The organism is Mesorhizobium waitakense, from assembly GCF_056431085.1.
Genome location: NZ_JBWKME010000045.1, coordinates 19,532 through 41,426, shown reverse-complemented (window position 1 = coordinate 41,426; position 21,895 = coordinate 19,532). Strand labels below are relative to the sequence as shown.

General features: G+C 65.3%; 20 protein-coding genes. 8 read left to right on the top strand and 12 right to left on the bottom strand.

Going from position 1 to position 21,895, the window contains the following annotated elements; genetic code table 11:
- Window positions 1-4 precede the first annotated feature (4 nt).
- The 5 genes from AC07FD_RS10415 to AC07FD_RS10395 form a co-directional block, all read right to left on the bottom strand.
- Window positions 5-1,039: a glycosyltransferase family 2 protein gene (locus AC07FD_RS10415; RefSeq protein WP_478349769.1), complete on the bottom strand. Its 1,035-nt coding sequence runs from the start codon at window positions 1,037-1,039 to the stop codon at window positions 5-7.
- Window positions 1,040-1,043: 4 nt separating this feature from the next.
- A complete protein-coding gene (locus tag AC07FD_RS10410; RefSeq protein ID WP_478349768.1) occupies window positions 1,044-2,150 on the bottom strand; it encodes a glycosyltransferase family 2 protein in 1,107 nt (368 codons plus the stop codon).
- On the bottom strand, window positions 2,147-3,322 hold the full coding sequence (locus AC07FD_RS10405) for an acyltransferase family protein (RefSeq protein WP_478349767.1): 1,176 nt from the start codon (window positions 3,320-3,322) through the stop codon (window positions 2,147-2,149). The genes AC07FD_RS10410 and AC07FD_RS10405 overlap by 4 nt, the downstream gene beginning before the upstream one ends.
- Complete coding sequence (locus AC07FD_RS10400) at window positions 3,322-3,492, bottom strand: hypothetical protein (RefSeq protein ID WP_478349766.1); 171 nt, start codon at window positions 3,490-3,492, stop codon at window positions 3,322-3,324. Before AC07FD_RS10400 ends, AC07FD_RS10405 begins: the two co-directional genes overlap by 1 nt.
- Before the next feature lie 320 nt (window positions 3,493-3,812).
- A complete protein-coding gene (locus AC07FD_RS10395; RefSeq protein WP_478349765.1) occupies window positions 3,813-4,034 on the bottom strand; it encodes a hypothetical protein in 222 nt (73 codons plus the stop codon).
- Window positions 4,035-4,202: 168 nt separating this feature from the next.
- Between AC07FD_RS10395 and AC07FD_RS10390 the strand changes: the two genes are divergently transcribed.
- The 3 genes from AC07FD_RS10390 (at window position 4,203) to AC07FD_RS10380 (ending at window position 7,340) form a co-directional block, all read left to right on the top strand.
- The gene (locus tag AC07FD_RS10390; protein ID WP_478349764.1) at window positions 4,203-5,084 is read left to right on the top strand and encodes an EamA family transporter; all 882 of its coding nucleotides are present in this window, start codon (window positions 4,203-4,205) and stop codon (window positions 5,082-5,084) included.
- Between the two features lie 109 nt (window positions 5,085-5,193).
- Window positions 5,194-6,585, top strand: a complete 1,392-nt coding sequence (locus AC07FD_RS10385) for an NfeD family protein (protein WP_478349763.1) — start codon at window positions 5,194-5,196, stop codon at window positions 6,583-6,585.
- Window positions 6,582-7,340, top strand: a complete 759-nt coding sequence (locus AC07FD_RS10380; protein WP_095091267.1) for a slipin family protein — start codon at window positions 6,582-6,584, stop codon at window positions 7,338-7,340. The genes AC07FD_RS10385 and AC07FD_RS10380 overlap by 4 nt, the downstream gene beginning before the upstream one ends.
- A 44-nt stretch (window positions 7,341-7,384) precedes the next feature.
- On the opposite strand, the gene AC07FD_RS10375 is transcribed toward AC07FD_RS10380, so the two are convergent.
- A complete protein-coding gene (locus AC07FD_RS10375; RefSeq protein ID WP_478349762.1) occupies window positions 7,385-8,314 on the bottom strand; it encodes a LysR family transcriptional regulator in 930 nt (309 codons plus the stop codon).
- A 97-nt stretch (window positions 8,315-8,411) separates the two neighbouring features.
- Here AC07FD_RS10375 and AC07FD_RS10370 point away from each other — a divergent pair, with 97 nt between their 5' ends.
- Window positions 8,412-9,422, top strand: coding sequence for a zinc-dependent alcohol dehydrogenase family protein (locus AC07FD_RS10370; protein WP_478349761.1), 1,011 nt, complete (start codon window positions 8,412-8,414; stop codon window positions 9,420-9,422).
- Window positions 9,423-9,637: 215 nt separating this feature from the next.
- Here AC07FD_RS10370 and AC07FD_RS10365 read toward each other — a convergent pair whose 3' ends face one another.
- The 6 genes from AC07FD_RS10365 to AC07FD_RS10340 all read right to left on the bottom strand — a co-directional run bounded on the left by AC07FD_RS10365 (window position 9,638) and on the right by AC07FD_RS10340 (window position 17,363).
- On the bottom strand, window positions 9,638-11,932 hold the full coding sequence (locus AC07FD_RS10365) for a xanthine dehydrogenase family protein molybdopterin-binding subunit (protein WP_478349760.1): 2,295 nt from the start codon (window positions 11,930-11,932) through the stop codon (window positions 9,638-9,640).
- A complete protein-coding gene (locus tag AC07FD_RS10360; RefSeq protein WP_478349759.1) occupies window positions 11,929-12,912 on the bottom strand; it encodes an FAD binding domain-containing protein in 984 nt (327 codons plus the stop codon). Before AC07FD_RS10360 ends, AC07FD_RS10365 begins: the two co-directional genes overlap by 4 nt.
- On the bottom strand, window positions 12,909-13,388 hold the full coding sequence (locus tag AC07FD_RS10355; RefSeq protein WP_478349758.1) for a (2Fe-2S)-binding protein: 480 nt from the start codon (window positions 13,386-13,388) through the stop codon (window positions 12,909-12,911). The genes AC07FD_RS10360 and AC07FD_RS10355 overlap by 4 nt, the downstream gene beginning before the upstream one ends.
- A gap of 174 nt (window positions 13,389-13,562) precedes the next feature.
- Window positions 13,563-15,821 carry a xanthine dehydrogenase family protein molybdopterin-binding subunit gene (locus tag AC07FD_RS10350; protein WP_478349757.1) on the bottom strand — a complete coding sequence of 753 codons (2,259 nt, stop codon included), beginning with the start codon at window positions 15,819-15,821 and terminating at the stop codon, window positions 13,563-13,565.
- Window positions 15,811-16,869, bottom strand: a complete 1,059-nt coding sequence (locus AC07FD_RS10345) for an FAD binding domain-containing protein (RefSeq protein ID WP_478349756.1) — start codon at window positions 16,867-16,869, stop codon at window positions 15,811-15,813. Before AC07FD_RS10345 ends, AC07FD_RS10350 begins: the two co-directional genes overlap by 11 nt.
- Window positions 16,866-17,363, bottom strand: coding sequence for a (2Fe-2S)-binding protein (locus AC07FD_RS10340; protein ID WP_478349755.1), 498 nt, complete (start codon window positions 17,361-17,363; stop codon window positions 16,866-16,868). The genes AC07FD_RS10345 and AC07FD_RS10340 overlap by 4 nt, the downstream gene beginning before the upstream one ends.
- A gap of 288 nt (window positions 17,364-17,651) precedes the next feature.
- On the opposite strand from AC07FD_RS10340, the gene AC07FD_RS10335 reads away from it, so the two are divergent.
- From AC07FD_RS10335 to AC07FD_RS10320, 4 genes are all read left to right on the top strand, one after another.
- On the top strand, window positions 17,652-18,272 hold the full coding sequence (locus tag AC07FD_RS10335) for a TetR/AcrR family transcriptional regulator (protein WP_478349754.1): 621 nt from the start codon (window positions 17,652-17,654) through the stop codon (window positions 18,270-18,272).
- 150 nt (window positions 18,273-18,422) lie between these two features.
- On the top strand, window positions 18,423-19,175 hold the full coding sequence (locus AC07FD_RS10330) for a DeoR family transcriptional regulator (protein ID WP_478349753.1): 753 nt from the start codon (window positions 18,423-18,425) through the stop codon (window positions 19,173-19,175).
- Between the two features lie 105 nt (window positions 19,176-19,280).
- Window positions 19,281-20,858, top strand: coding sequence for a sugar ABC transporter ATP-binding protein (locus tag AC07FD_RS10325; protein ID WP_478349752.1), 1,578 nt, complete (start codon window positions 19,281-19,283; stop codon window positions 20,856-20,858).
- Window positions 20,855-21,859 carry an ABC transporter permease gene (locus AC07FD_RS10320; RefSeq protein WP_478349751.1) on the top strand — a complete coding sequence of 335 codons (1,005 nt, stop codon included), beginning with the start codon at window positions 20,855-20,857 and terminating at the stop codon, window positions 21,857-21,859. The genes AC07FD_RS10325 and AC07FD_RS10320 overlap by 4 nt, the downstream gene beginning before the upstream one ends.
- Window positions 21,860-21,895: the final 36 nt, after the last annotated feature.

Genomic DNA, 21,895 nt, shown 5'->3' with positions numbered 1-21,895 from the left:
CGGTTCAACTCGCTTCGGCATTTGCCTGTTGATCTTGTCGCACCGGCGCACCCTGCGCCCGTCTCGCCAGCAGGAGAACCGCGAATCTGACGGCGCCGAGCAAATTCATGCCGACGATCGGCCAATGCGACAGGTCGAGTTCACGATCGAATGCAGGCCCGCCCGCCGATTCCCGGAAAGCGGCTCTAGCGGCCCAGTAGAAATGACGCAGCAGCCAGGGCGCATGGCGAACATGTTTCAGGCAGAGCCCGCCATTTCCCAGGCTGTAGTCGCGGTGGAGCTTTTCGATGGATTTGCGATCCCGCCGGCCGTGATGATGGAAGATCGTCATGTCCGGCACATATTCGACCGCGATGCCGAGCAGCACCGCGCGCACGAGGTAATCGGTATCCTCAGCTGACCGCAACGGTCCGCCGGCGCCGAAGCGTTCGTCGAAATAGCCGATACGGGCCGCGACATCGCGGTGCATCGTCATGTTGCAGCCCAGCACGAAGCCGCCGGGATGGACATCCGGCGTCAGCCGCTCGCGTACCCGCGAGCGCTTGATCGTGAAGGGCAAATCCCTGGGATCGCCGAGTTCGACACGTCCGCCCCGGATGAGCCATTGTTCCCCGGACGCGTAGTGTCGCTCCAGATCGCGCAGGTAGTCGCAATGGACCGCGCAGTCATCATCGACAAAGACCAGCACACGGCCCCGCGCGCGCTTCAACCCGGCGTTACGGGCAGTCGCCAATCCGGGGCGGGGCTCGCAGACGGGCGTGAATGGAATGTCCGACATGGCGGCGATGCTGGCCAAGCGTTCCGCCGTGCGGTCGCTCGAGCCGTTGTCGACGACCACCAGCTCGGCGGCGAAGCCGGCATGGGCGCGGCACGCGGCCTGCACCGACTTGATGCAAGCCTCGAGCACGGCGACGCGGTTGCGCGTACAGATGATGAAGCTGACTTCCGGCGCCGATCGTTCCGGGCGGGAATTGGCCGGTCCGGCGCCGAGCGCCGTCGAACGATCGCGCTGCAGGGGTTGGTGGGCTTTGACGGTCATCCCTCTAACCCAACTGATAAGGCGCCAGGACCGTCTCGGCGGGCGCGGATTTGAAGAAGTATGCCAGGGCGTCCGCCTGCCTGCCGGCCGACAGCGAGGCAAGGCTGAGCCAGGGCGCCCAGGAGCCCGGCCGTAGCGCATATTTCTCGCGACGCCGGATGACGTTCCATTTCGCGGTCCGCGTCAGCAATTCATGCGTCAGCGAGGGCTGCTTTTCGTCGGCGACGAGTTGGTAAAGGAAATAGAACAGGTTCAGTGCGCCGGCCTCGAAGCTTGGCCGCGTCTCGGCCGGCAGCGAGCAAATCTCCTCCTCCAGCGCGACGATGAAGTTGGCCGCACGGGTAACCGTGTCGAGGCTGACCGCATCGCCGATGTCGCGCAGGTCTCGCGTTGTTTCCGCGAGGCCCTCGCGCTCGAGATTCTCCGCCACGATCCGCAAATGCGTCCGGCGCATCTCCTTGCTGTGCCGGCTGGTCACGCTTGCCTGATGGATGCGGTAGACGACCAGGTTTTCGGGCATCATGGCTGCCGGGTAACGGCCGGCCAACCGCCTGAAAAGGTCGAAATCCTCGGCGTGCCTGTAGGTCTTGTCGTAGTGGAGATCGTCGTCTTCGATGACCTTCCTGTTGTAGACGACCGTCGGGTGCATGAAGATGGTGAAGAACATCGCCAATATGGGAATGCGGCCGAACTGGAACACCGGATCGGGCTTGCCCCTGGCGATGCGGCCGCGGATCAACATGTCGACGCCGGCGCCGCAGAAGCCGAGTTCGGGCCGCCGCTCGAACAGCGCCACCTGGCGCGACAGGCGCCAGGGGTAAGCGACGTCGTCCGCGTCCATCCGTGCGACCAACTCGCCCTGGGCTTTCTGCAGCCCTTCGTTGAGCGTCGCCACGAGGCCGCGGTTTTCGCGCGAGATGATCGAGATGCGGCTGTCGGCTTGCCGGTATCGCTCGAGGATTTCGAGCGAATTGTCGGTCGACCCGTCATCGATCGCGATGACCTCCACGCGGCAGTAGTCCTGCCGCAGGATGCTTCCCAGCGCGGCGGCGAGATAGGGCCCGGCATTGTAGACCGGCAGCAGGACTGAGACGAGCGGCGCGGCGGTCATCGTGTCGCATCCGTTTGCTGGAGGTCGAGCGATGGCGCCGGGCCATCGGGCGATGGGCCGGGCGCCCTCGTGGCCCAGCCGGCGCGGTCGGCGCGTGTCGGCGCGGCATGGGTGCGCGCCACATAGGGGAAGTGGCGCTTCAGGCGGTTGAGCGGCCTTTCGAAAACCACCCAGGAAATCGAGGCCACGACGATCGTGGCGGCGCTTGCTACCAGCAACCGCCCTGGCCCTTGCTCCGAGACATTGAGCGGAATCCACGGCTGCGACTTGACGGCGAGCGACAGCAATATCGGATGATAGAGATAAACGCCGTAGCTGATGCGACCCAAAGCCAGCAACGGCGGCAGCTCGGCAAGCTTACCGAAGGTGCCGCCAAGGCCGCTCGAACAGGCGGCGACGATGGCCATCAGCGGCACCAGCGGCAGGACTTGCAGCAGCAGCCAGCGGGCCCATTCCAGTGTCGGATCGGGAGGCGCCGGGACAAACCACTCGATCATCAGGAATGCGGCCGCGAAGGCAGGCCAGCCCAGCCGCATCCATTGCGGCAGGCCAGCACCTCTGGATCGCCAGCAGGCAAGCAGCGCACCTGACGCCAGCGCATCCATGGATGCCGGCGGCAGCAGGTCGCGTGCCAGCGCCGGGGTGGCGGTGACCGGCCAGTAGAAGCGATAGGCCAGCGACAGCAGGATGATGCCCATGCAGATCGGCTCGAAGCGCCGGCGCGGGACCAGCAAGACGATCAGTGGCCAGGCGACATAGAACTGCTCCTCGATGCTCAGGCTCCAGAAATGGCACAGCACCCAGGGCGTCCAGTCATTGCGCAGCGCATACCAGAAATTCGACAGATAGAGCGCATGCCAGAGCAGCGATGGCCTGGCCTGTTCCAGGTCGAAAACCCAAACGAAACCCAGGACGGCGAAATAGGGAGGAAATATCCGCAGCGCCCGCCTGATGTAGAAGGCTCGCAACGCGGCGCCGGTTTCAAATTCGGCGGCCGAACGCGCTTCCAGCAGCAGGCGCGTGATCAGGAAGCCGCTCAGCACGAAGAACAGCCGCACGCCGATATGGCCCCAGAAGGATGATCCTCCGGCCGCGAAGAAATGGGAGTACAGAACCATCGTCACGGCGATGGCCCTCAATGCATCCAGTTGGATGTCGCGGGTGTTTCCCATCAGCGGGGTCCGCCGACGTGATGTCCGCGATGAAGCCGCAAGTCGGCCATTTCGAACGGCAGGCCGAGGCGGACGAGACCCGCCACTGAGCCGGCGCCATCAAACCCGCGCCTTGCGAGTCCGCTCAGGCCGGGCTCGAAATCGACAGACAGGTAGCTCAATTCGGTCAAGCCAGGGAATCCTTCACGGCCTATATCCAGTCGTTAAACGAGTCCCCCAAGGGATGGTTCGGCTACCGCATTGTGCAGCGCAACACAAAAAATTTACCAAGCCGAAATACTTGTGTGAGCAGGCGCTAAGTCTTGATAAAAACCACCCGGATCCTGGCCTTTTTGGCGATTTCCTCCAGCATCTAAACCCTATCGTTAAGCTGACTTTATCTACTCGCTTTGGTTGATTGGCGAGAATCTCAGCCTGGAAATAGGAAAGTCTAGAATTTTTCTTAAATCGTTCGCGAAACTCGGAAGTCTATATTCGTACTATATAATTTCTACCCCAGATCCACAGCGGATGAATTGGAAACATTGAGTTTTGCGCGATGCAGCATGGCTGCCGGCCTTTTCGTGGTCAACGTCGTAGCAGCCTGCTGAATCGCCACTGAACACTGCTGCAAAGCCGCGTCCTTCTGGCGACCAATCGCTGTCAACAAGGCACTCGGCGGTGGCTGGGACGGCACGGTCGACAGCGCCAGGCCGGAGATCGTCGACGTCAAGACCGGCCTGCGGCTGGCATCGAGGCTGGCGACATCAGTGACCGGTTGGCGGTTGCCGGCGCCTTGCCCTATCAAGACGTCGGCGCTGTCTCACGACAGGCCGGCCGGTTCGGCCTATCGCGATGCCGCCAGGCGGGTTTGGTCCGGCGGCATGGAGGATGAGCCAAAGTGACATCGACGCCGGTTGCCCGTCGCGAAGCGGCGCCCTTGCCGATCGCCGCGCTGATGGGCGCCATGGTGTCGATCCAGATCGGCGCCACCTTTGCCAAGGGCCTGTTCCCGCTGATCGGCGCGCAGGGCACGACGACGCTCAGGCTGGTCGTCGGCGCGCTGATGCTGATCGCGGTGCTGCGGCCGTGGCAGATGCGGCCGTCGCGCGCCACCATGCCATGGCTGCTCGCCTATGGCGTGACGCTGTGCGCGCTAAACCTTCTGTTTTACGCCGCGCTCGCCACCATTCCGCTCGGCATCGCGGTGGCGCTGGAGTTTTCCGGTCCGCTGCTGGTGGCGACGTTGACCTCGCGGCGTGCCAGGGACTTTGCCTGGATCGGGCTGGCTGTGGCCGGCATCGTGCTGTTGTCGCCTCTCGTCCATTCGCTGCAGCCACTTGATCCGACCGGGGTGATGCTGGCGCTGGCGGCCGGCGGCTTCTGGGCGCTCTACATCGTGCTCGCCCAGAAGGCGGGTGCTGAACTCGGCTCGCGCACCACAGCCTATGGCATGGCGATCGCAGCCGTGCTGGTGCTGCCCTTCGGCGTGGCACAGGCGGGAACCGCGCTGCTCGAACCGTCAATCCTGACCAGCGCGCTGCTCGTCGGGCTGTTCTCCAGTGCGCTGCCCTTCTGGCTGGAGATGGTGGCGCTGACCCGGATGCCGGCTCGCATCTACGGCACGCTGACCTGCCTCGAGCCCGGGCTGGGCGCGCTGGCCGGCTTCCTGTTCCTGCACGAAAGCCTGACGGCGCCGCAACTGGCCGGCATCGCCGCGGTGATTGCCGCCGCCTTCGGCACCGCGCTGACGTCGCGGCCGCCGGTCCCGTCGCCGGAATAGCTCCCCACAACGGGGATTGTGCGCTCAGCCGCGTTCGCAATCGCCGACGTCGCTCTCCTCTTGGACTTCGCCAAAATACAACCCATATTGAATCCACGGAGCTTTGAGCGTGACCTTCGCGCGGGTGGCCCTTCTTGCCGCGGCCTTCGTCGCCGCAGCTGTCTTTTCTCCCTTCTCTTCGGCCGGGAGCGAGAAGGTTGCGCTGAGCGTCGCGATCGACGGCGCCATCGGGCCGGCAAGCACCAGGCAACTCGAGGAAGCGCTTGATGTAGCCGCCAAGCGGGGCGCCGAAGTACTCATCCTTCAACTCGATACGCCCGGCGGGCTGGTCACCTCGATGCGCGAGATGATCGCCGATATCCTCGCTTCACCGGTGCCGGTCATCGGCTATGTCGCGCCGGCCGGTGGCCATGCCGCCAGCGCCGGCACCTATATCCTCTATGCCACCCACGTTGCGGCGATGGCGCCCGGCACCAATCTGGGCGCCGCGACGCCGGTCGAGATGGGCGGGCTGCCGTCGCTTCCCGGCGGCGACAAGGACAAGAGCGACCAGAACGACAAGGGCGACGAGAAGGACGCCACCGGGCGGCCGGCAGGCGACGCGATGATGGCCAAGGTGACCAATGACGCGGTTGCCTTGATCCGCTCGCTGGCGGAACTGCGCGGGCGCAATGGCGACTGGGGCGAGAAAGCCGTGCGCGAAGCGGCGAGCCTTTCGGCCAACGCGGCGCTGCAGGAACATGTGATCGACTTCGTCGCCCACGACACCACCGAGTTGTTGCAACTGGCCGATGGGCGGACCGTCGATGTGGCGGGCAGGAAAGTGGTTCTGGCGACCAAAGGGCTGCCGGTCGAGACGCTGGAACCCGGCTGGTTCATCCAGCTTCTCTCCGTCATCACCGATCCGAACGTCGCCATCATCCTGATGCTGGTCGGCGTCTACGCCATCATCTTCGAGTTCACCAGCCCCGGCGCGGTGGCTCCCGGCGTCATCGGGACCATCTGCCTCGTGCTTGGGCTCTATGCACTCAATCTCCTGCCGATCAACTATGCCGGCCTTGCCCTGATGCTGCTCGGCGTCGCCTTCCTCGTCGTCGAGGCCTTCAACCCCACCGTGGTGCTTGGACTCGGCGGGTTGGCCGCCTTTCTGCTTGGCGCCACCGTGCTGCTCAAGACCCAAGGTCCGGGCTTCGCCGTGTCATGGGCCGTCATCGGTCCCGCCGCCGCGCTGACGCTTGGGCTGGCGCTGCTGACGGGCACCTATGTCTGGGCGGCGCGCAAGAGCCTGCCGCGTGTCGGCGGCGAGGCGATGCGCGGACTGTCGGCCCAGATTCTCGACTGGCAGGGCGGCGAGGGCCATGTACTGGCCCAGGGCGAGCGCTGGCGGGCGAAGGCCAACGAACCCATCGCACCCGGCGACAGCGTCGAGGTCACCGACATCAGCGACCTCGTATTGACCGTGCGGCGGCGCGACGCCGGAAGGAATGGAGCAAAGAAATGAGCATCGGTTACGTGGCCTATCTATTGCTGGCGCTGGTCGTCGTCATGTTCCTGTCCGCGGCCATTCGCATCCTCAGGGAATATCAGCGCGGTGTGGTCTTCACGCTCGGCCGCTTCACCGGGGTCAAGGGTCCCGGTCTCATCATCCTCGTCCCCTTCATCCAGCAGATGGTCAAGGTCGATCTGCGGGTGGTGGTGCAGGATGTGCCGCCGCAGGACGTGATTTCGCGCGACAACGTCTCGGTGAAGGTCAACGCGGTGCTCTATTTCCGCATCGTTGACGCCGAACGGGCGATCATCCAGGTCGAGGACTTCATGGCCGCCACCAACCAACTGGCGCAGACCACGCTGCGCTCGGTGCTCGGCAAGCACGAGCTCGACGAAATGCTGGCCGAGCGCGACAAGCTCAACAGCGATATCCAGGAGATCCTCGACCAGCGCACCGATGCCTGGGGCATCAAGGTCTCCAATGTCGAGATCAAGCATGTCGACCTGAACGAGAGCATGATCCGCGCCATCGCCAAGCAGGCCGAGGCCGAGCGGCTGCGGCGCGCCAAGGTGATCAACGCCGATGGCGAGCAGCAGGCGGCGGCCAAGCTGGTCGAGGCGGGCAAGATGCTGGCCGCCGAGCCGCAAGCCATGCAGCTGCGCTATTTCGAGGCCCTGCACGACATCGCCGGCGAGCGCTCGTCCACGGTTGTGTTCCCGCTGCCGGTCGATCTGCTCAGCCAGTTCATGAAGCAGCAGGGGAAGTAGGGAGGACCGTGTAATCTTCCCCCTTTTGTGGGAGACCGGCGGCCTCACCGCAGCCAGGGCGGCTCCGGCGCGAAGCGCTGGCCGATCCAGTCCGCGAAGGCGCGGGTCTTGGCGGCTTGTCCCTTGGCTGAGGGCGTGACGACATAGACCGCGCCTTCGTCGGCCAGCGTCCAGTCCTCCAGGATCGGCACCAGCCGGCCGTCGGCGAGCTCGCGGCCGACCAGCCAGTCGGTGCTCATCATCAGGCCGACGCCTTGCACGGCAGCCTCGACCAGCACTTCGGCATCGTCGGAGACCAACGGCCCGGAAACCTCGACGCGCACGTGCCGGCCCTCGCGGTCGGTCATCTCCCAGGCCGGAAAGGTCTGGAAGCCGCTGAAGCCGAGGCAGGAATGTTCGAGCAGCGCGTGCGGTGTCTCCGGGCTGCCGCTTCGGGCGAGATACGAGGGGGCGGCGCAGAGCAGCCGGCGTCGCGTCGCCACCTTGCGCGCCACCAGGCGCGAATCCTCCAGCGCGCCGAGCCGCACGGCGACGTCGAAACTCTCGGCGACCAGATCGACGAAGCGGTTGGAGAATTCTGCCTCGATGCGGACATCGGGAAATTCGGCAAGGAATTGAGGCAGCAGCGGCCCGATCCACATGCGCCCGAACGTGCCGGGCAACGCCAGCCTGAGCAGGCCGCGCGGGCGGCGGCCGGCATGTGCCGACGCGGCGGCCTCGGCCTCGTCGACGGCGGCGAGGATGGCGCGCACGCGCACCAGGAATTCGGCACCCGCTTCGGTCAGCGACACGCTGCGCGTCGTCCGATGGAGCAGCCTGACACCCAGCCGCTCCTCCAGCGATTGCAGGCGCCGCGACAGGATGGTCGCGTCGCGCCCGACACGCGCCGCCGCCCTGGTGAAGGAGCGCGCCTCGGCGATCGCCGCGAAGGCCGCCATTTCGGCAAGGGCCAAGGGTTCGTGCGATTGCTGCATGATTCACAGTACTCAAATGCAAAAGGCAAGGATTATCCAGAGATAGCGCAGCAGATAGGTTCACTCAACCCATCAATATTCCCACCGGAGTGAAACCATGAAAGCCATCGAACTGAGCCAGCCCAGGCTGGATGCCTTCCGCACCGCCACCATTGCCACCCCCGAACCGCAGCGCGGCGAGGTGCTGATCCGCCAGCGTGCGGCGAGCCTCAATTTCGTCGATGTCGCGGTGGCGAGCGGCAATTATCCCGGACCGAGCTTTCCGCTCATCCCAGTCGCCGACGGCGCCGGCGAGATCGTCGCGCTGGGCGAGGGGGTTACGAGACTGGCCGTCGGCGATCGCGTCGTCGCCCACGCCAAGCCGCGCTGGATCGGGGGCCGGCCGCGCCCTTACGAGATGACGCAGATGCGCGGCATCTCGCTGCAGGGGTCGCTGGCCGAATATGTCGCGCTGCCGGCCAATTCGGTTGTGCCGGTGCCGGCGCATCTCTCCTTCGAGGCGGCCTCGACGCTGCCGATCGCCGGCACCACTGCCTGGAACGCCATCCGCGCCGCCGATGTCGGGCCGGGCTCGGTCGTCGTGCTGCTCGGCACCGGCGGCGTCTCGATCTTTACCTTGCAGCTTGCGAAAGCCGCCGGCGCCACCGTCATCATCACCTCGTCATCGGACGAGAAGCTGGAGCGGGCCAAGGCACTCGGCGCCGATCATCTCATCAACTACCGCGCGACGCCCGACTGGGACGGCAAGGTGCTGGAGCTGACCTGCGGCCTCGGTGCCGACCTCGTCGTCGAGACCGGCGGCACCGCGACCTTCGCCCGCGCCATCAACGCCACCGCGCCCGGCGGCACGCTGTTCACCATCGGCTTCGTCACCGGCGCCGAGGCCGCGGTCAATCTGCTGCCGATCATCATCAAGGCGCTGAGGGTGGTCGGCAACAACACCGGATCTGTGTCCGACCTTCGCGATGCCGCGCGCGCCATCGGTGCAGCTGGGATCGAGCCGGTCGTCGCCAAGGTGTTTTCGCCGAACGACGCGGCCGAAGCCTACGCCCACATGGCCGCCGGCGGCCTGCACTTCGGCAAGCTGGTGTTCGGGCTGGAGTGGTGATCGGCGAAGATGGCGGAGCTGCCACTCTCCCCCCTTGCGGGGGAGATGCCCGGCAGGGCAGAGGGGGGTGGGAAGGATCGCCAAACTTCGCGGTTACCACCTTCAACCGGAAATCACTGGACGGCGCGATTGTGATTGGGTTGAGATGCCGGCGGGACAGTACCCCCCTCTGGCCTGCCGGCCATCTCCCCCGCAAGGGGGGAGATCGTCGCCCCCTAGATCAGCTTCTCCAGCGTGATCGGCAGGTCGCGCACCCGTTTTCCAGTGGCGTGGAAAACCGCGTTGGCGATTGCGGGTGCCACACCGACGATGGCGAGCTCGCCGACGCCCTTGCCGCCGAGCACCGAGGAATGCAGGTCGGGAATGCCGACCGAGATCACCTCGATGTCGGGAATGTCGGCGTTGGTCGGCACCAGATAGTCGGCAAGGTTGTTGTTGACGATGCGGCCATGGCGGCGGTCGACGATGCCTTCCTCGAGCAGCGCCTGGCCGATGCCCATGATGATGCCGCCTTTCCACTGGCTTTCGGCGAGCTTGGGGTTGTAGAGCCGGCCCGAATCCAGCGCCGACACGACGCGCGACACGCGCACCGTTCCGAAATCCTCGTCGACGCGCACCTCGATGAAATGCACGCACCAGCTGTGGCGGGAATAGTCGCCCTCCGTATGCGGCAGCGCCATGGCGATGGTGGTGTAGTTCTTGTAGCGATCCTGCGCCGTCGAGTTGGCCGGCATGGTGTCGCCGGTTGCCTCGATGTGGTCGCGGCCGACGCTGGTCAGCAGTTCGGCTATGGAGAGATCGGGACCGTCACCGCGCGGCGATGAGATGCGGCCATTGGCGACCATCAGCGTGTTGGCCTGCAGCGCGTGGAACGGCGAGCGCGGATCGCTGATCGCCAGCCCGACGAACTGATCGAGCGCCGAGGTCGCCGCCTTGTAGACGGCGCCGGTCATCACGCCGGCCAGCCGCGACCCGCCGGCGACGCCGGCGCGGGGGAAGCGCGAGTCGCCGAGCTTCACCACGACATTGTCGGCCGGCACGCCGACCGTCTCGGCGGCGGTCTGCGCCAGGATCGTGTAGGTGCCCTGGCCCATGTCGATCGAGGAGCTTTCGACCTCGACCGAGCCGTCGGCGAGGATGCGCACGATCGCCTCGCCATAGGCGCGCCGCACCGGATAGGTGCCCGCGGCGACACCCCAGCCGATCAACTGGTTGCCGTCGCGCATCGAGCGCGGTTCGGGCGTGCGCTTGGCCCAGCCGAAGCGTTCTGCACCTGCGGCAAAGGCCTCGCGCAACTGCCTGGTCGACCAGGCTTTTTTGGCGTGCGGATCCTGCTCGGCATAGTTTCTCAGGCGGATCTCCAGCGGATCGATGCCGACCTCGTAAGCGAGTTCGTCGATGGCGCTCTCGATGCCGAAGGCCGAGGGGTTTTCACCCGGCGCGCGCATGGCGCCCGGCACCACCGAATTCACCCGCACGACATTCTGCTTCGAGGAGAAATTCGGCGTCGCGTACATGATTGAGGTGACCGATCCGAGCGGTTCGACCCACATGCCGTCCATCGACGTCTCATTGATGCCGCGATGCACGATCGACTGGATTTTTCCTTGCCGGTCGGCGCCGATCGTCACCGTCTGGCGTGTCGCCGCGCGCCCGCCGTAGCCAGTGAAGGTCTGCGGCCGCGTCATCACCAGCCTCACCGGCCGGCCGAGCATCTTGGCGGCACTTGCCGCCACCGCGCCATGGCTGAGCGCCAGCGCCTTGGAGCCGAAGCCGCCGCCGATATAGGGCGAGACCAGCCGCACATTCTCGAACGGCACGCCGAACCATTCGGCATAGGTGCGCGCCATGCCGTCCAGCCACTGGCTCGGCTCCCATACGGTGAGCTTGTCGCCTTCCCAGTGGGCGATCAGGCCATGCGGTTCCATGGGCGCCTGGTATTCGCGCGGCGTGTTGTAGGCGGCGCAGATCCGGACCGGAGCCGAGGCGAAGGCTGCCTGGGCGTCGCCCCATTCCTTGGTCATGGCATCGATCGGAATGCCGTCGCCGGCCTTGGCGTCGCTGAGGTCGACAATGGAGGGGGTCTCGTCATAGCTGACTTTGACCAGCGCAGCGGCCGCAACCGCCTGCTCGAAGGTTTCCGCTACTACCGCGGCGACATGCTGGCCTGAGAAGGTGATGTCGCGCGCCAACGGGCAATAGGGCTTGTCCGGCGGCGGCGTGCCAAACCAGTCCGCCGCGGTCCTGAGGCTAATGATGGTGTCCGGCGTCAATACCTTGAGCACGCCGGGCGTTGCCTCGGCCTCGGCGGTATCGATCGAGCGCACCTTGCCTGATGCAACCGTGCTTTCGACCAGCACGGCGTAGGCGAGCCCTTCAAGCTGCTGCTCGACGGCATATTTCGCGGAGCCGGTGATCTTGGCCGGGCCGTCGACGCGCGACAGCCGGCCGCCAACGGCGTCGGCGCCGCCATCGGACGCATCACCATGTCTCATGTTGTGAACAGTCATGCGGTTTCTCCCATTTTCAGGATGGCGCGGGCGACGACGCGCGGCGCCAGTTCGATCTTGTAGTGGTTGGCGCCGTTGTCGACGGCGCCTTCGACGGCGAGCAGGCTGGCGCCTCGGACGGCGTCCGGCTCCAGCACCTTGCCTTTCAGCGCCTGTTCCACTGCCCGTGCCCGCCACGGTTTGGTCGCGACGCCGCCCAGCGCCACACGCAAATCCCGGATGGTGCGCCCGTCAGCCTCGAACTCGATGCCGACAGCAGCACTTGCCGCGGCGAACTCATAGGATTGGCGGTCGCGGATCTTCAGGTATGTGGAACGCCGGGCGGCGGCGGAGTTGGGGATCTCGATGGCGGTGATCATCTCGCCCGGTTCGATCGCGTGTTCCCTGTCGGGCGTGGCGCCGGGCAACAGAAAGAAATCGTCCACCGAAACCCGACGCTCACCGAGATGGACGATCGCGTCGAAGGCGACCAGCGCGGTGGCGAGGTCACCTGGATACATGGCGATGCAGGCTTCGCTGGTGCCGAGTACGGCGTGTCCCCGAGTGACACCGCCGATAGCCGAACAGCCGCTGCCGGGTTCCCGTTTGTTGCAGGCTGGGAAATTCGCCGGATCGCGGAAGTAGGGGCAGCGCGTGCGCTGCATCAGATTGCCGCCGATTGTCGCCATGTTGCGGATCTGCGCCGAAGCCGCCTGCCACAGGGCTTCGGAGACGGCGGGAAAGTGGCTCTTGATATCGGCATGGTCGGCGACATGGCCCATTTTTGCCAATGCGCCGATGGTGGCGCCACGCTCGCTCACTTCGATCTTGTCCAGCCCTTTGAGATGGGTGATGTCGACGAGGCTGTCGGGCTCGGCGACGCCGCATTTGGCGAGATCGATCAGCGTGGTGCCGCCGGCGAGCAGCATGGCGCCCGGCAGGGCGGCGGCCTGGCGCGCCGCATCGACCGAGCCGGCACGCAGATAGGAAAAATCTCTCATGACTGGACCTCCAGGGCGGCCTGGCGGACAGCGGCGACGATGTGCGGATAGGCGCCGCAGCGGCAGAGATTGCCGGCCATGTATTCGCGGATTTCTTCGTCCGAGCCGGCATGGCCCTCGCGGATGCAGGCGACCGCCGACATGATCTGGCCGGGAGTGCAATAACCGCACTGGAAGGCATCCTGCTCGAGGAAGGCAGCCTGCACGGGATGCAGTTCGCCCTCCCGTGCAAGCCCCTCTATGGTGGTGACGGTGCGGCCCTCGGCCTGCGCGGCCAGCGTCAGGCAGGCCAGCACGCGCTCGCCGTCGACATGGACGGTGCAGGCGCCGCACTGGCCGTGGTCGCAGCCCTTCTTGGTGCCGGTCAGGCCGAGCCGGTCGCGCAAGGCGTCGAGCAGCGTGACGCGCGGCTCGAGCTGCAGGGTGTGGCGATTGCCATTGATGTCGAGATGGACGGGAATTGTCGTTTTGGTCATGGGCGTCTGGCTCCAGTTGCTTGACGCGAAGTCGATTGAGCTGATTTTGGGCAGGCTAGGACAGCCGGCAGACCTACCGAATCTCCCAGCTGTCCGTCCCTTCGCTTTCGCTCCGGGCATTCGCCGTTTGGAAAGCCAGGCAACTGGTCTTCTGTCCGCTACACGGATCACTCGTCATCCCAGCAGCTCCTCGATCCGGATTGGAAAGCGCCGGGGGCGCACGCCAGTTGCATGCCAGACCGCATTGGCGACGGCGCCAGCTGTGCCGGTGATGCCGATTTCGCCAACGCCCTTGATGCCGAGCGCGTTGACGTAAGGGTCGTCCTCGTGGACCAGCAGCGCCTCGACCGACGGCACGTCGGCATTCACCGGGACATGGTATTCGGCGAGGTTGGCATTCTGGATACGGCCCGAGCGCCGGTCGGTGACGGCCTCCTCATGCAGCGCGAAGGAGACGCCCCAGATCATGCCGCCATAATACTGGCTGCGCACAAGCCGCGGATTGATGACCCGCCCGGCGGCAAAGGCACCGACCAGTCGGGTGACGCGGATCTGGCCGAAATCCGGATCGACCTTCACTTCGGCGAACACAGCGCCATGCGCGTGCATGGCATAGGCCTCCCGCGAGGCCGGGTCTGGGGTTCCCGCGCCTCGGCCATCGATCTCGGCGAGCCCCGCACGCGCCAGGATCTCGCCGTAGCTTTCACTGCGATTTTCATCGTCGCGCCGGTAGAGGCGGCCGCCACGGGCCAGCACGCCCTCGTTGCCGGCGCCGAACAGCGGCGAGGCTTCATTGCCGGTGGCGAGATCGGCGAGCCTGGTGATGACGGCGGCTCCGGCATTGTGGATCGCCATGCCGGCTGTCGCCGTATGGCCGGAGCCGCCGGCAATGCCTGCGTTGGGCAGGTCGGAGCTGCCGGCCCTGAAATCGACCTGGTCGATGTCGAGCCCCAGCCCGTCGGCGGCGATCTGGGCGAAGGCGGTCCAGGCGCCTTGCCCCATGTCCTGCGCGCCGGTCTCCATCAGGCCGCTGCCGTCGGCCCTCAGCACCGCACGCGCTTCAGCCTGGAACATGATCGCCGGAAAGGTCGCCGTGCCCATGCCCCAGCCGGTCAGAAAGCCATCCTTGTCCGGCATCTGGCGCGGCTGGAGCGGACGGCGCTGCCAACCGAAGCGTTCTGATGCCTGCGTGTAGCACTGGCGCAGCGCCTTGGACGAAAACGGCTTGCCAGTCATCGGCTCGACCTCGGCATAATTGCGCAGCCGAAACTCCAGCGGGTCCATGCCGCAGGCCGCGGCCGCCTCATCGATGGCGCTCTCCAGCGCGATCGAGCCGGTGGCTTCACCCGGGGCGCGCATGAACAGCGGCGTGCCCGTGTCCAGCCGCACCGCCTCGTGCGAAGTGGCGATGGCCGGGCTGGCATAGAGCGTGTGCGAGGCATCGGCGGCCGGTTCGAAGAAATCGTCGAACGTGCTCGATGCGGTCTTGGCGTGATGGTCGATCGCTGTCAGCCGCCCTTCGCTGTCCATGCCCATGCGCAAGGTCTGGCGCGTGGGCGCGCGATGGCCGGCAGGCCCGTACATCTGCTCGCGCCGCAGCACCAGCTTGACCGGACGACCGACGAGACGCGCCGCCAGAATGCCCAGCACCTGCGGCCCGGAGATCATGCCCTTGGAACCGAAGCCGCCACCCAGGAAAGGGCTGCGGATGTGGATATTTTGCGGCGCGATGCCGAACAGGCCAGCGATGCGGCCCTGTGCCATGGCAAGGCCCTGGCTCGGCGTGTCGATCGACAGGCTGTCGCCATCCCAGGCGGCGACGATCGCATGCGGCTCCATGGCGTTGTGGTATTGGGCCGGCGTCTCGTAGGTCGCCTCGATCCGCGTCGCTGCCGACTTGAGACCGGCCTCGACATCGCCTTTGTGGTGCACCGCAGGACTGCCGATGCCGACACCGCCCGGCACAAAGCTTTCGGCGCCGTCGAGGCCAACGCGCGCTGGCTGCACTTCATAGCGCGGCGACAGCAGTGCCGCCCCCTCGGTCGCCGCCTCCAGCGTTTCGGCGATCACCACGGCGATGGTCTGGTTCGGGTAGCGGATATGGTCGTTCTGCAACAAGTCGAGCCGGAACATGAAGGGATTGTTCTTGGCATCCGGATCGGTGGCGAGCGGCGGCCGGTTCTGAGGCGTCATCACCTCGACCACGCCCCCGTGCGCCTTGGCCGCCTCGACATCCAGTGAAGCAACGCGGCCGCGCGCGATGCTGCTGACCGCCAGTACTGCGTAGAGCATGCCGGGCGGATGATTGTCGGCGGCGTAACGGGCGGCACCGGTGACCTTAAGAAAACCATCGCGGCGGGTCAGCGGTTGGCCGATGCTGGAGCCCTGCCGGAGATGGGCGGGTTGTTGATTGAGGCCGAGTTCAAGCGTCATGGCGCACTCCGGGAATGGAGGAAAATGGGGAGGCAGGAAGGGCTGGCAGCCGTCCAGGCGTTCCCGCCAGGGCAGACATCAGCGCCCTGACTACGATGCGGCGTGCGAGTTCGATCTTGAACGCATTGTCGCCGGAGGGACTGGCATCGGCCAATGCGGCGTCCGCCGCACGGACGAAGCTCGTCTCGTCGGCATCGGCGCCAAGCAGGACCGCTTCCGCCGAACGCGCCCGCCATGGCTTGGCCGCTACCCCGCCCAGCGCCAGCCGCGCCTGGCGGATCTTGCCGCCTTCGACGACAAGGGCAGCGGCGGCCGAGACAACAGCGAAGGCATAGGAGGTGCGTTCGCGTACCTTGAGATAGCGGGCATTGGCGGAGAAGGAGGCGGCCTCCGCCGGCAGGCGCACCCCAACGATCAGGTCGCCGGGCTCCAGCCCATTCTCCCGCTGCGGCGCCTCGCCGGGAAGCCGGTGGAATTCCTCCAGCGTCACATGACGCCGGCCCTTTTTGCCCTCGATCTCGACCACGGCGTCGAGCGCCACCAGCGGCACGCAGAAGTCCGACGGATGAGTGGCGATGCAGGCGTCGCTCCAGCCGAGCACGGCGTGCAGCCGGTTCTCGCCACCCAGCGCGTCGCAACCAGCGCCCGGCTCGCGCTTGTTGCAGGCGCTGGCGGTGTCGTAGAAATAGCTGCAGCGCGTACGCTGCAGCAGATTGCCGCCGACGGTGGCGGCGTTGCGAAGCTGAGCCGAGGCGCCCGACAGCAAGGCCTCCGCCACCGCCGGATAGGATCTGGCGAACTCTGGATCATGAGCGAGGTCAGCATTGCGCACCAGCGCGCCGATGCGCAGGCCGCCATCGGCCAACAGCTCAATGCGGTTGAGTTCCGGCAGGCGCGAGATGTCGACGATACGCTCGGGGCTGGTGACCCCGCCCTTCATCAGGTCGAGCAGGTTGGTGCCGCCGGCGAGATAGGCCGAACCCGGCTCGGCCGCCGCCGCAATGGCGTCGGGAATGGTAGTGGGCCTGACATAATCGAAGTTCTTCACGCTGCGGTCCTCCGATCGGATTTGGCCAGTTGTTCCTGGGCTTCCAGGACGGCCTCGACGATGCCGCCATAGGCAGCGCAACGGCAGAGATTGCCGCTCATGCCCTCTCGGATGCGCTCGGGATCGTCGCCGGCCTGTGCCTCGGCGATCAGGCCGAGCGTGCTCATGATCTGACCCGGTGTGCAGAAACCGCATTGGAAGCCGTCATGGGCGATGAAGGCGGCCTGCACCGGATGCAGGTCTTCACCATGGGAGACACCCTCGATGGTCAAGACCTTGGCGCCGTCATGGCTGACAGCCAGCGCCAGGCAGGAGTTGATGCGCTTGCCATCGACCAGTACCGTGCAAGCGCCGCACTGGCCGCGGTCGCAGCCTTTCTTGGTGCCGGTGAGCTCAAGCCGCTCGCGCAGCAGGTCAAGCAGTGTGACGCGTGGATCGACCTCCAGTTCGTATCGGTGTCCGTTGATGGTGAGAGCGAGGGGAAGGCTGGTCATGGGCGTCTGGCTCCAATTGCTTGACGCGAATGGGAATGATCTGGTGCCTTGCCGGGGAAGAGCAAGGTTACCTTGCGGTCAGGTTGGCTAATCTCCTCGTATGGGGAGATAGCACTCATCGGTCTTCACCGACCTCCAGCGGGCGGGGGAGGCTACTTTCAGCACGTGACATACCGGTTCGCCTTATTATATGATAAAGGTGCTCCACTAAAACGGAGGCGCCTCCGTTTATTACGTGGGGGCTGACCCGGCCGGGTTCAAGCCCCCCGCCACACCGTGGAGAAAAAATTGGCCGCCGAGTCGTCCGCCATCGCTGAAGAGAAGGTCGAAGAGGCCAAGCCGCTGCGCGCCGACGCGCAGCGCAACCGTGATAGGCTGGTCGAGGTGGCGGCCGCCGTCTTTGCCGAGCGTGGCATCGACGCCTCGCTGGAAGAGATCGCGCGCCGTGCCGGCGTCGGCATCGGCACGCTCTACCGGCATTTCCCGACGCGCGAGCATCTGGTCGAGGTGGTCTACCGGCGCGAGGCGGAGGCGCTGTGCGCGGCTGCCGGCGAACTCGCCGGAAAATACCCGTCCGATGTCGCGCTGGAGCAGTGGATGCAGCGCTTCGTCGACTATGTCGCCACCAAGCGCGGCCTGGCGACCAGCCTGCGCATTCTGCTCACCACCAATTCGACGCTGTTTTCCGATACCTCAGGCCGCGTCTCGCAGGCCTTGCGGCAACTGGTCGAGGCGGCGGTGGCCGAGGGCACGATCCGCGGCGATGTCGACCCTTCCGACGTGCTGCACGCACTGTCGGGCATCTATTCGGCACCCGACACCCCGCAATGGCGCGACCGCTCACGCCGGCTGGTGTCGCTGCTGATGGACGGTCTGCGGTTCGGGGCGGGGAAATCCGCCAAGGCCTGATTGTCTGCGCGATCGGTCCAAGACAGGCGAGAGCCTTATAAGCAGGCATGTCCGTCGGCCAGCGCAGGGCGAATCCACACACCGCGCTTGCAACTGAATGGCAGCGGTTGTTAAATTCGTCACATTTCAGGTGACCGACAGGCCCAACGCATGACTGCTCGCAAAGCGCAAAGGACAGCCCGGCTGATCCATCTGCTATCGGAACGGCGGGTTATCCATCTGAGCGAAGCGGCGACGCTGCTCGGCGTCTCGGAGATGACGGTGCGGCGTGATATCGCCACCAATCAGGGACAGATCGCCTTTCTCGGTGGGCACATATTGGCGGCGGCGGAGATCGATACCGACGCTCCTTACGAACTGGCGACCGCGGCCGACAGCCATGCGGCGGCAAAGCGCGAAGCCTGCCTGCACGCGGTGCGGAAAATTCGGCCCGACGAGACGATCTTCATCGATTGCGGCACGACGCTGATCCATCTGATCGACCTCATTCCAGATGATTATCGAATAACGGCAATATGTTACGCCATGAATGTCGCGGAGCGCCTGACCCGCAAAGCCAATGTGACGATCATCATGCTGGGGGGCGTCTATCATCCCGCCTCGGCGTCCTTCTCGGGCACGCATGACTTCGACATTTTGAAGAGCGTCGGCATCAATGCAGCTTTCCTGTCGGCCGCCGGCGTCGATGCCAAACGCGGCGCCACCTGCGAGCATTTCCACGAGGCGGTGGTGAAGCAGAAGGTGATGGGCCTGGCGCGCGAAAACTACCTCGTCGTCGACAGCAGCAAGATCGGCAAGCTCAAGCGCGCCTTCTTCGCGCCGATGGACGGTTTCGACGCCGTCATCACCGAACATGGGGAGGTAGGGCCGGAATCATTCCAACTGCCGCCTGACTCCGTTTGACATTTCGCCGGCCTGATGGAAAAGTCACAAAAAAAGTAAGAGAAGTCTCAAAAGACAATCTCGATCGGGGTAGGGGACGCGTCAACGGAAGGAAATGCAGGCGTCATGATCGAACAGGGTTCGATTTCGCCATCGTCCGGGACTCCCTTGCTGCGCGTCGAGGGCGTCAGCAAGCGGTTCGGCGGTGTCAATGCGCTGCGCGGCGTCAGTCTCGAAATCAAATCCGGTGAAGTGCACGCCCTGCTTGGTGAAAACGGGGCCGGCAAATCGACGCTGATCAAGATTCTAAGCGGCGTCCACGTGCATGATGGTGGCTCGATCGCGATCAATGGCGAGCCTGTCTCGTTCGCTTCGCCCGCCCAGTCGCGCAGTGCCGGCGTGGCGGTGGTCTACCAGGATCTGAGCCTGGTCGAATCGCTTTCGGTTGCCGACAATCTGATGCTGGGACGAGAGCCGAAGACCCGCTTCGGCTTCCTGAAAAAACGCCAACTGGTGGCGCAGGCCGAAGCCTTCCTCAAGTCTCAGAATATCCCGCTCGATGCTCGCGCCCTGGTCGGGTCGCTGCCCTTTGCCTATCGCCAGATGACCGAGATCGCCAAGGCGCTGATGGGCGACGTTCGACTGCTCATCCTCGACGAGCCGACCTCGGCGCTGACCGACGATGAAGAGAAGATCCTGTTCGAGGCGATCCGTGCTGTTGCCGCGCGGGGCGTCGGGGTGATCTACGTCACGCATCGCCTCAATGAGGTCTTCCGGATTTCGAACCGGGTGACCGTGTTCCGCGACGGGCAGAACGCCGGAACCTTTGTCACGTCGCAGACCAATATGAGGCAATTGGTCGGCGCTATCGTCGGGCCGGATCACGCCGTCCTGAAGGAGGACCACAGGGCAACCGGGCAAAGCCTGCCGTCATCGGCTCGCCCTGGTTCACCTGAAAAGCCCGTGCTCGAATTGAGGGGCGTCAGCAATGACAGGCTGGACCGGGCCAATCTCGAACTGCGCAGCGGTGAGATCCATGGCCTTGCCGGCCTGATCGGCAGCGGACGCACCGAAATCCTGCAGACGATCTTCGGGCTGCGGCCCGTCCAGTCGGGCGATGCCAGCCTCGACGGCGTTTCGCTGAACAGAACCGATCCGGCCGGGGCGATACGGCGAGGCATCGCGCTGGTGCCGGAGGACCGGCACCTCCAAGGCCTGGTTCTCGAACATTCGATCGAGCGCAACCTGACCCTGCCCCGGCTGCCGTATTTCTCGCGCCTGGGCTGGTTGCAGCGTCGCTCGGCGAGCGAGCACGCCGACGCCGCGATGCACCGGCTGGCCGTCAAGGCGCCGGGCGCATCGACCACGGTGAAGAACCTGTCCGGTGGCAACCAGCAGAAGGTCGTGTTCGGCAAATGGAACGAGCCACGGCCGCGCGTGCTTTTGCTCGACGAGCCGACGGTTGGCGTCGATGTCGGTGCGCGGGAGGAGATTTACGGCGTCATTCGTGCGGCGGCCGCAGCGGGAAGCGGTGTGATGCTGGTGTCTTCGGATCTTTCCGAACTGCTTCAGCTCTGCGATCGCGTCTCGATCGTCGTCGATGGCCGGATCAAGGAGACGATTTCGAGACGGGAATTCGGCAGCGCCGAGGATCTCCATCACCTCATTCAACTTTCGCAGCCATCGGAAGAGCACGCGGCATGACCGACACCCAAAGCCCGGCAAATCCACCAATGGCAAGGGGAGCTTCCGCCAAGCAGCCAGGAGGTCGCTCGGCGCTGCAGCATCTGCTTCAGGGCGAGCGACCCTATATGCTTTACGTCGCCTTCGCCGTCATGCTGATCGTTTTCAGCCTGGCGTCGCCCTGGTTCCTGTCGATCGACAATTTTCTCAACATCGGCCGCCAGACGACGCTGGTCTCGATCATTGCCGTCGGCACGACGTTCGTCATCATTTCAAGGCAGATCGACCTGTCCGTCGCCTCGACGCTGGCGCTTTCGGGCATGAGCGCGTCGCTGGCCATGGCTTTCGTCGCCAACAACTGGGTCGTCGGCGCGGTGGCGGGATTGGGCACCGGGGCGCTGATCGGGCTGATCAACGGCGTCTTGACCACCCGCCTCGAAATCCCATCCTTCCTGGTGACGCTGGGCACGTTGAGCGGCGCGCGCGGCCTGGCGCTGATGGTCACCAACACCAAGCCGGTCATCATCACCAATGAGTATTATTTCGCGATCTTCGGCGAAGGCTCGGTGCTGGGCATCCCGGCGCCGATCTTGTGGACGCTTGGCGTCACCATCGCCGGCATCCTGCTGCTCCACTACAGCGTCTATGGGCGGCGCGTCTATGCGGCGGGCGGCAACCCGACTGCGGCGCTCTATTCCGGCGTCCATATCAAGCAGGTCACCACATTGGCTTTCGTGTTGACCGGAACGCTCGCCGGACTGGCATCGCTGATCCTGTCGGCGCGTTCGCACGCGGCGCGGCCCGATGTCGTGCAAGGCATGGAGCTCGATGTCATCGCCTCGGTGATCCTCGGCGGCTGCAGCCTGTTCGGCGGTCGCGGTTTCGTGCTGGGCACGCTGCTCGGCAGCCTGATTATCGGCACGCTCAACAATGGGCTGGTGCTGCTTGGCGTCAGCTCGTCGCTGCAACTCGTCATCAAGGGAGCAATCATCGTCGCCGCGGTCGCCTTCACGAGGAGGTAAGGCGCGCGCCCGCGGATATCAGCAGAAAATTGCCGG

Excerpts from the sequence above, each read along its gene's own strand:
- AC07FD_RS10405 (WP_478349767.1), bottom strand. The coding sequence starts at position 3,322 with ATGGGAAACACCCGCGACATCCAACTGGATGCATTGAGGGCCATCGCC.
- AC07FD_RS10340 (WP_478349755.1), bottom strand. The coding sequence starts at position 17,363 with ATGACCAGCCTTCCCCTCGCTCTCACCATCAACGGACACCGATACGAA.
- AC07FD_RS10355 (WP_478349758.1), bottom strand. The coding sequence starts at position 13,388 with ATGACCAAAACGACAATTCCCGTCCATCTCGACATCAATGGCAATCGC.
- AC07FD_RS10330 (WP_478349753.1), top strand. The coding sequence starts at position 18,423 with ATGACTGCTCGCAAAGCGCAAAGGACAGCCCGGCTGATCCATCTGCTA.
- AC07FD_RS10410 (WP_478349768.1), bottom strand. The coding sequence starts at position 2,150 with ATGACCGCCGCGCCGCTCGTCTCAGTCCTGCTGCCGGTCTACAATGCC.
- AC07FD_RS10350 (WP_478349757.1), bottom strand. The coding sequence starts at position 15,821 with ATGACGCTTGAACTCGGCCTCAATCAACAACCCGCCCATCTCCGGCAG.
- AC07FD_RS10365 (WP_478349760.1), bottom strand. The coding sequence starts at position 11,932 with ATGACTGTTCACAACATGAGACATGGTGATGCGTCCGATGGCGGCGCC.
- AC07FD_RS10380 (WP_095091267.1), top strand. The coding sequence starts at position 6,582 with ATGAGCATCGGTTACGTGGCCTATCTATTGCTGGCGCTGGTCGTCGTC.
- AC07FD_RS10375 (WP_478349762.1), bottom strand. The coding sequence starts at position 8,314 with ATGCAGCAATCGCACGAACCCTTGGCCCTTGCCGAAATGGCGGCCTTC.
- AC07FD_RS10320 (WP_478349751.1), top strand. The coding sequence starts at position 20,855 with ATGACCGACACCCAAAGCCCGGCAAATCCACCAATGGCAAGGGGAGCT.
- AC07FD_RS10370 (WP_478349761.1), top strand. The coding sequence starts at position 8,412 with ATGAAAGCCATCGAACTGAGCCAGCCCAGGCTGGATGCCTTCCGCACC.
- AC07FD_RS10325 (WP_478349752.1), top strand. The coding sequence starts at position 19,281 with ATGATCGAACAGGGTTCGATTTCGCCATCGTCCGGGACTCCCTTGCTG.
- AC07FD_RS10415 (WP_478349769.1), bottom strand. The coding sequence starts at position 1,039 with ATGACCGTCAAAGCCCACCAACCCCTGCAGCGCGATCGTTCGACGGCG.
- AC07FD_RS10360 (WP_478349759.1), bottom strand. The coding sequence starts at position 12,912 with ATGAGAGATTTTTCCTATCTGCGTGCCGGCTCGGTCGATGCGGCGCGC.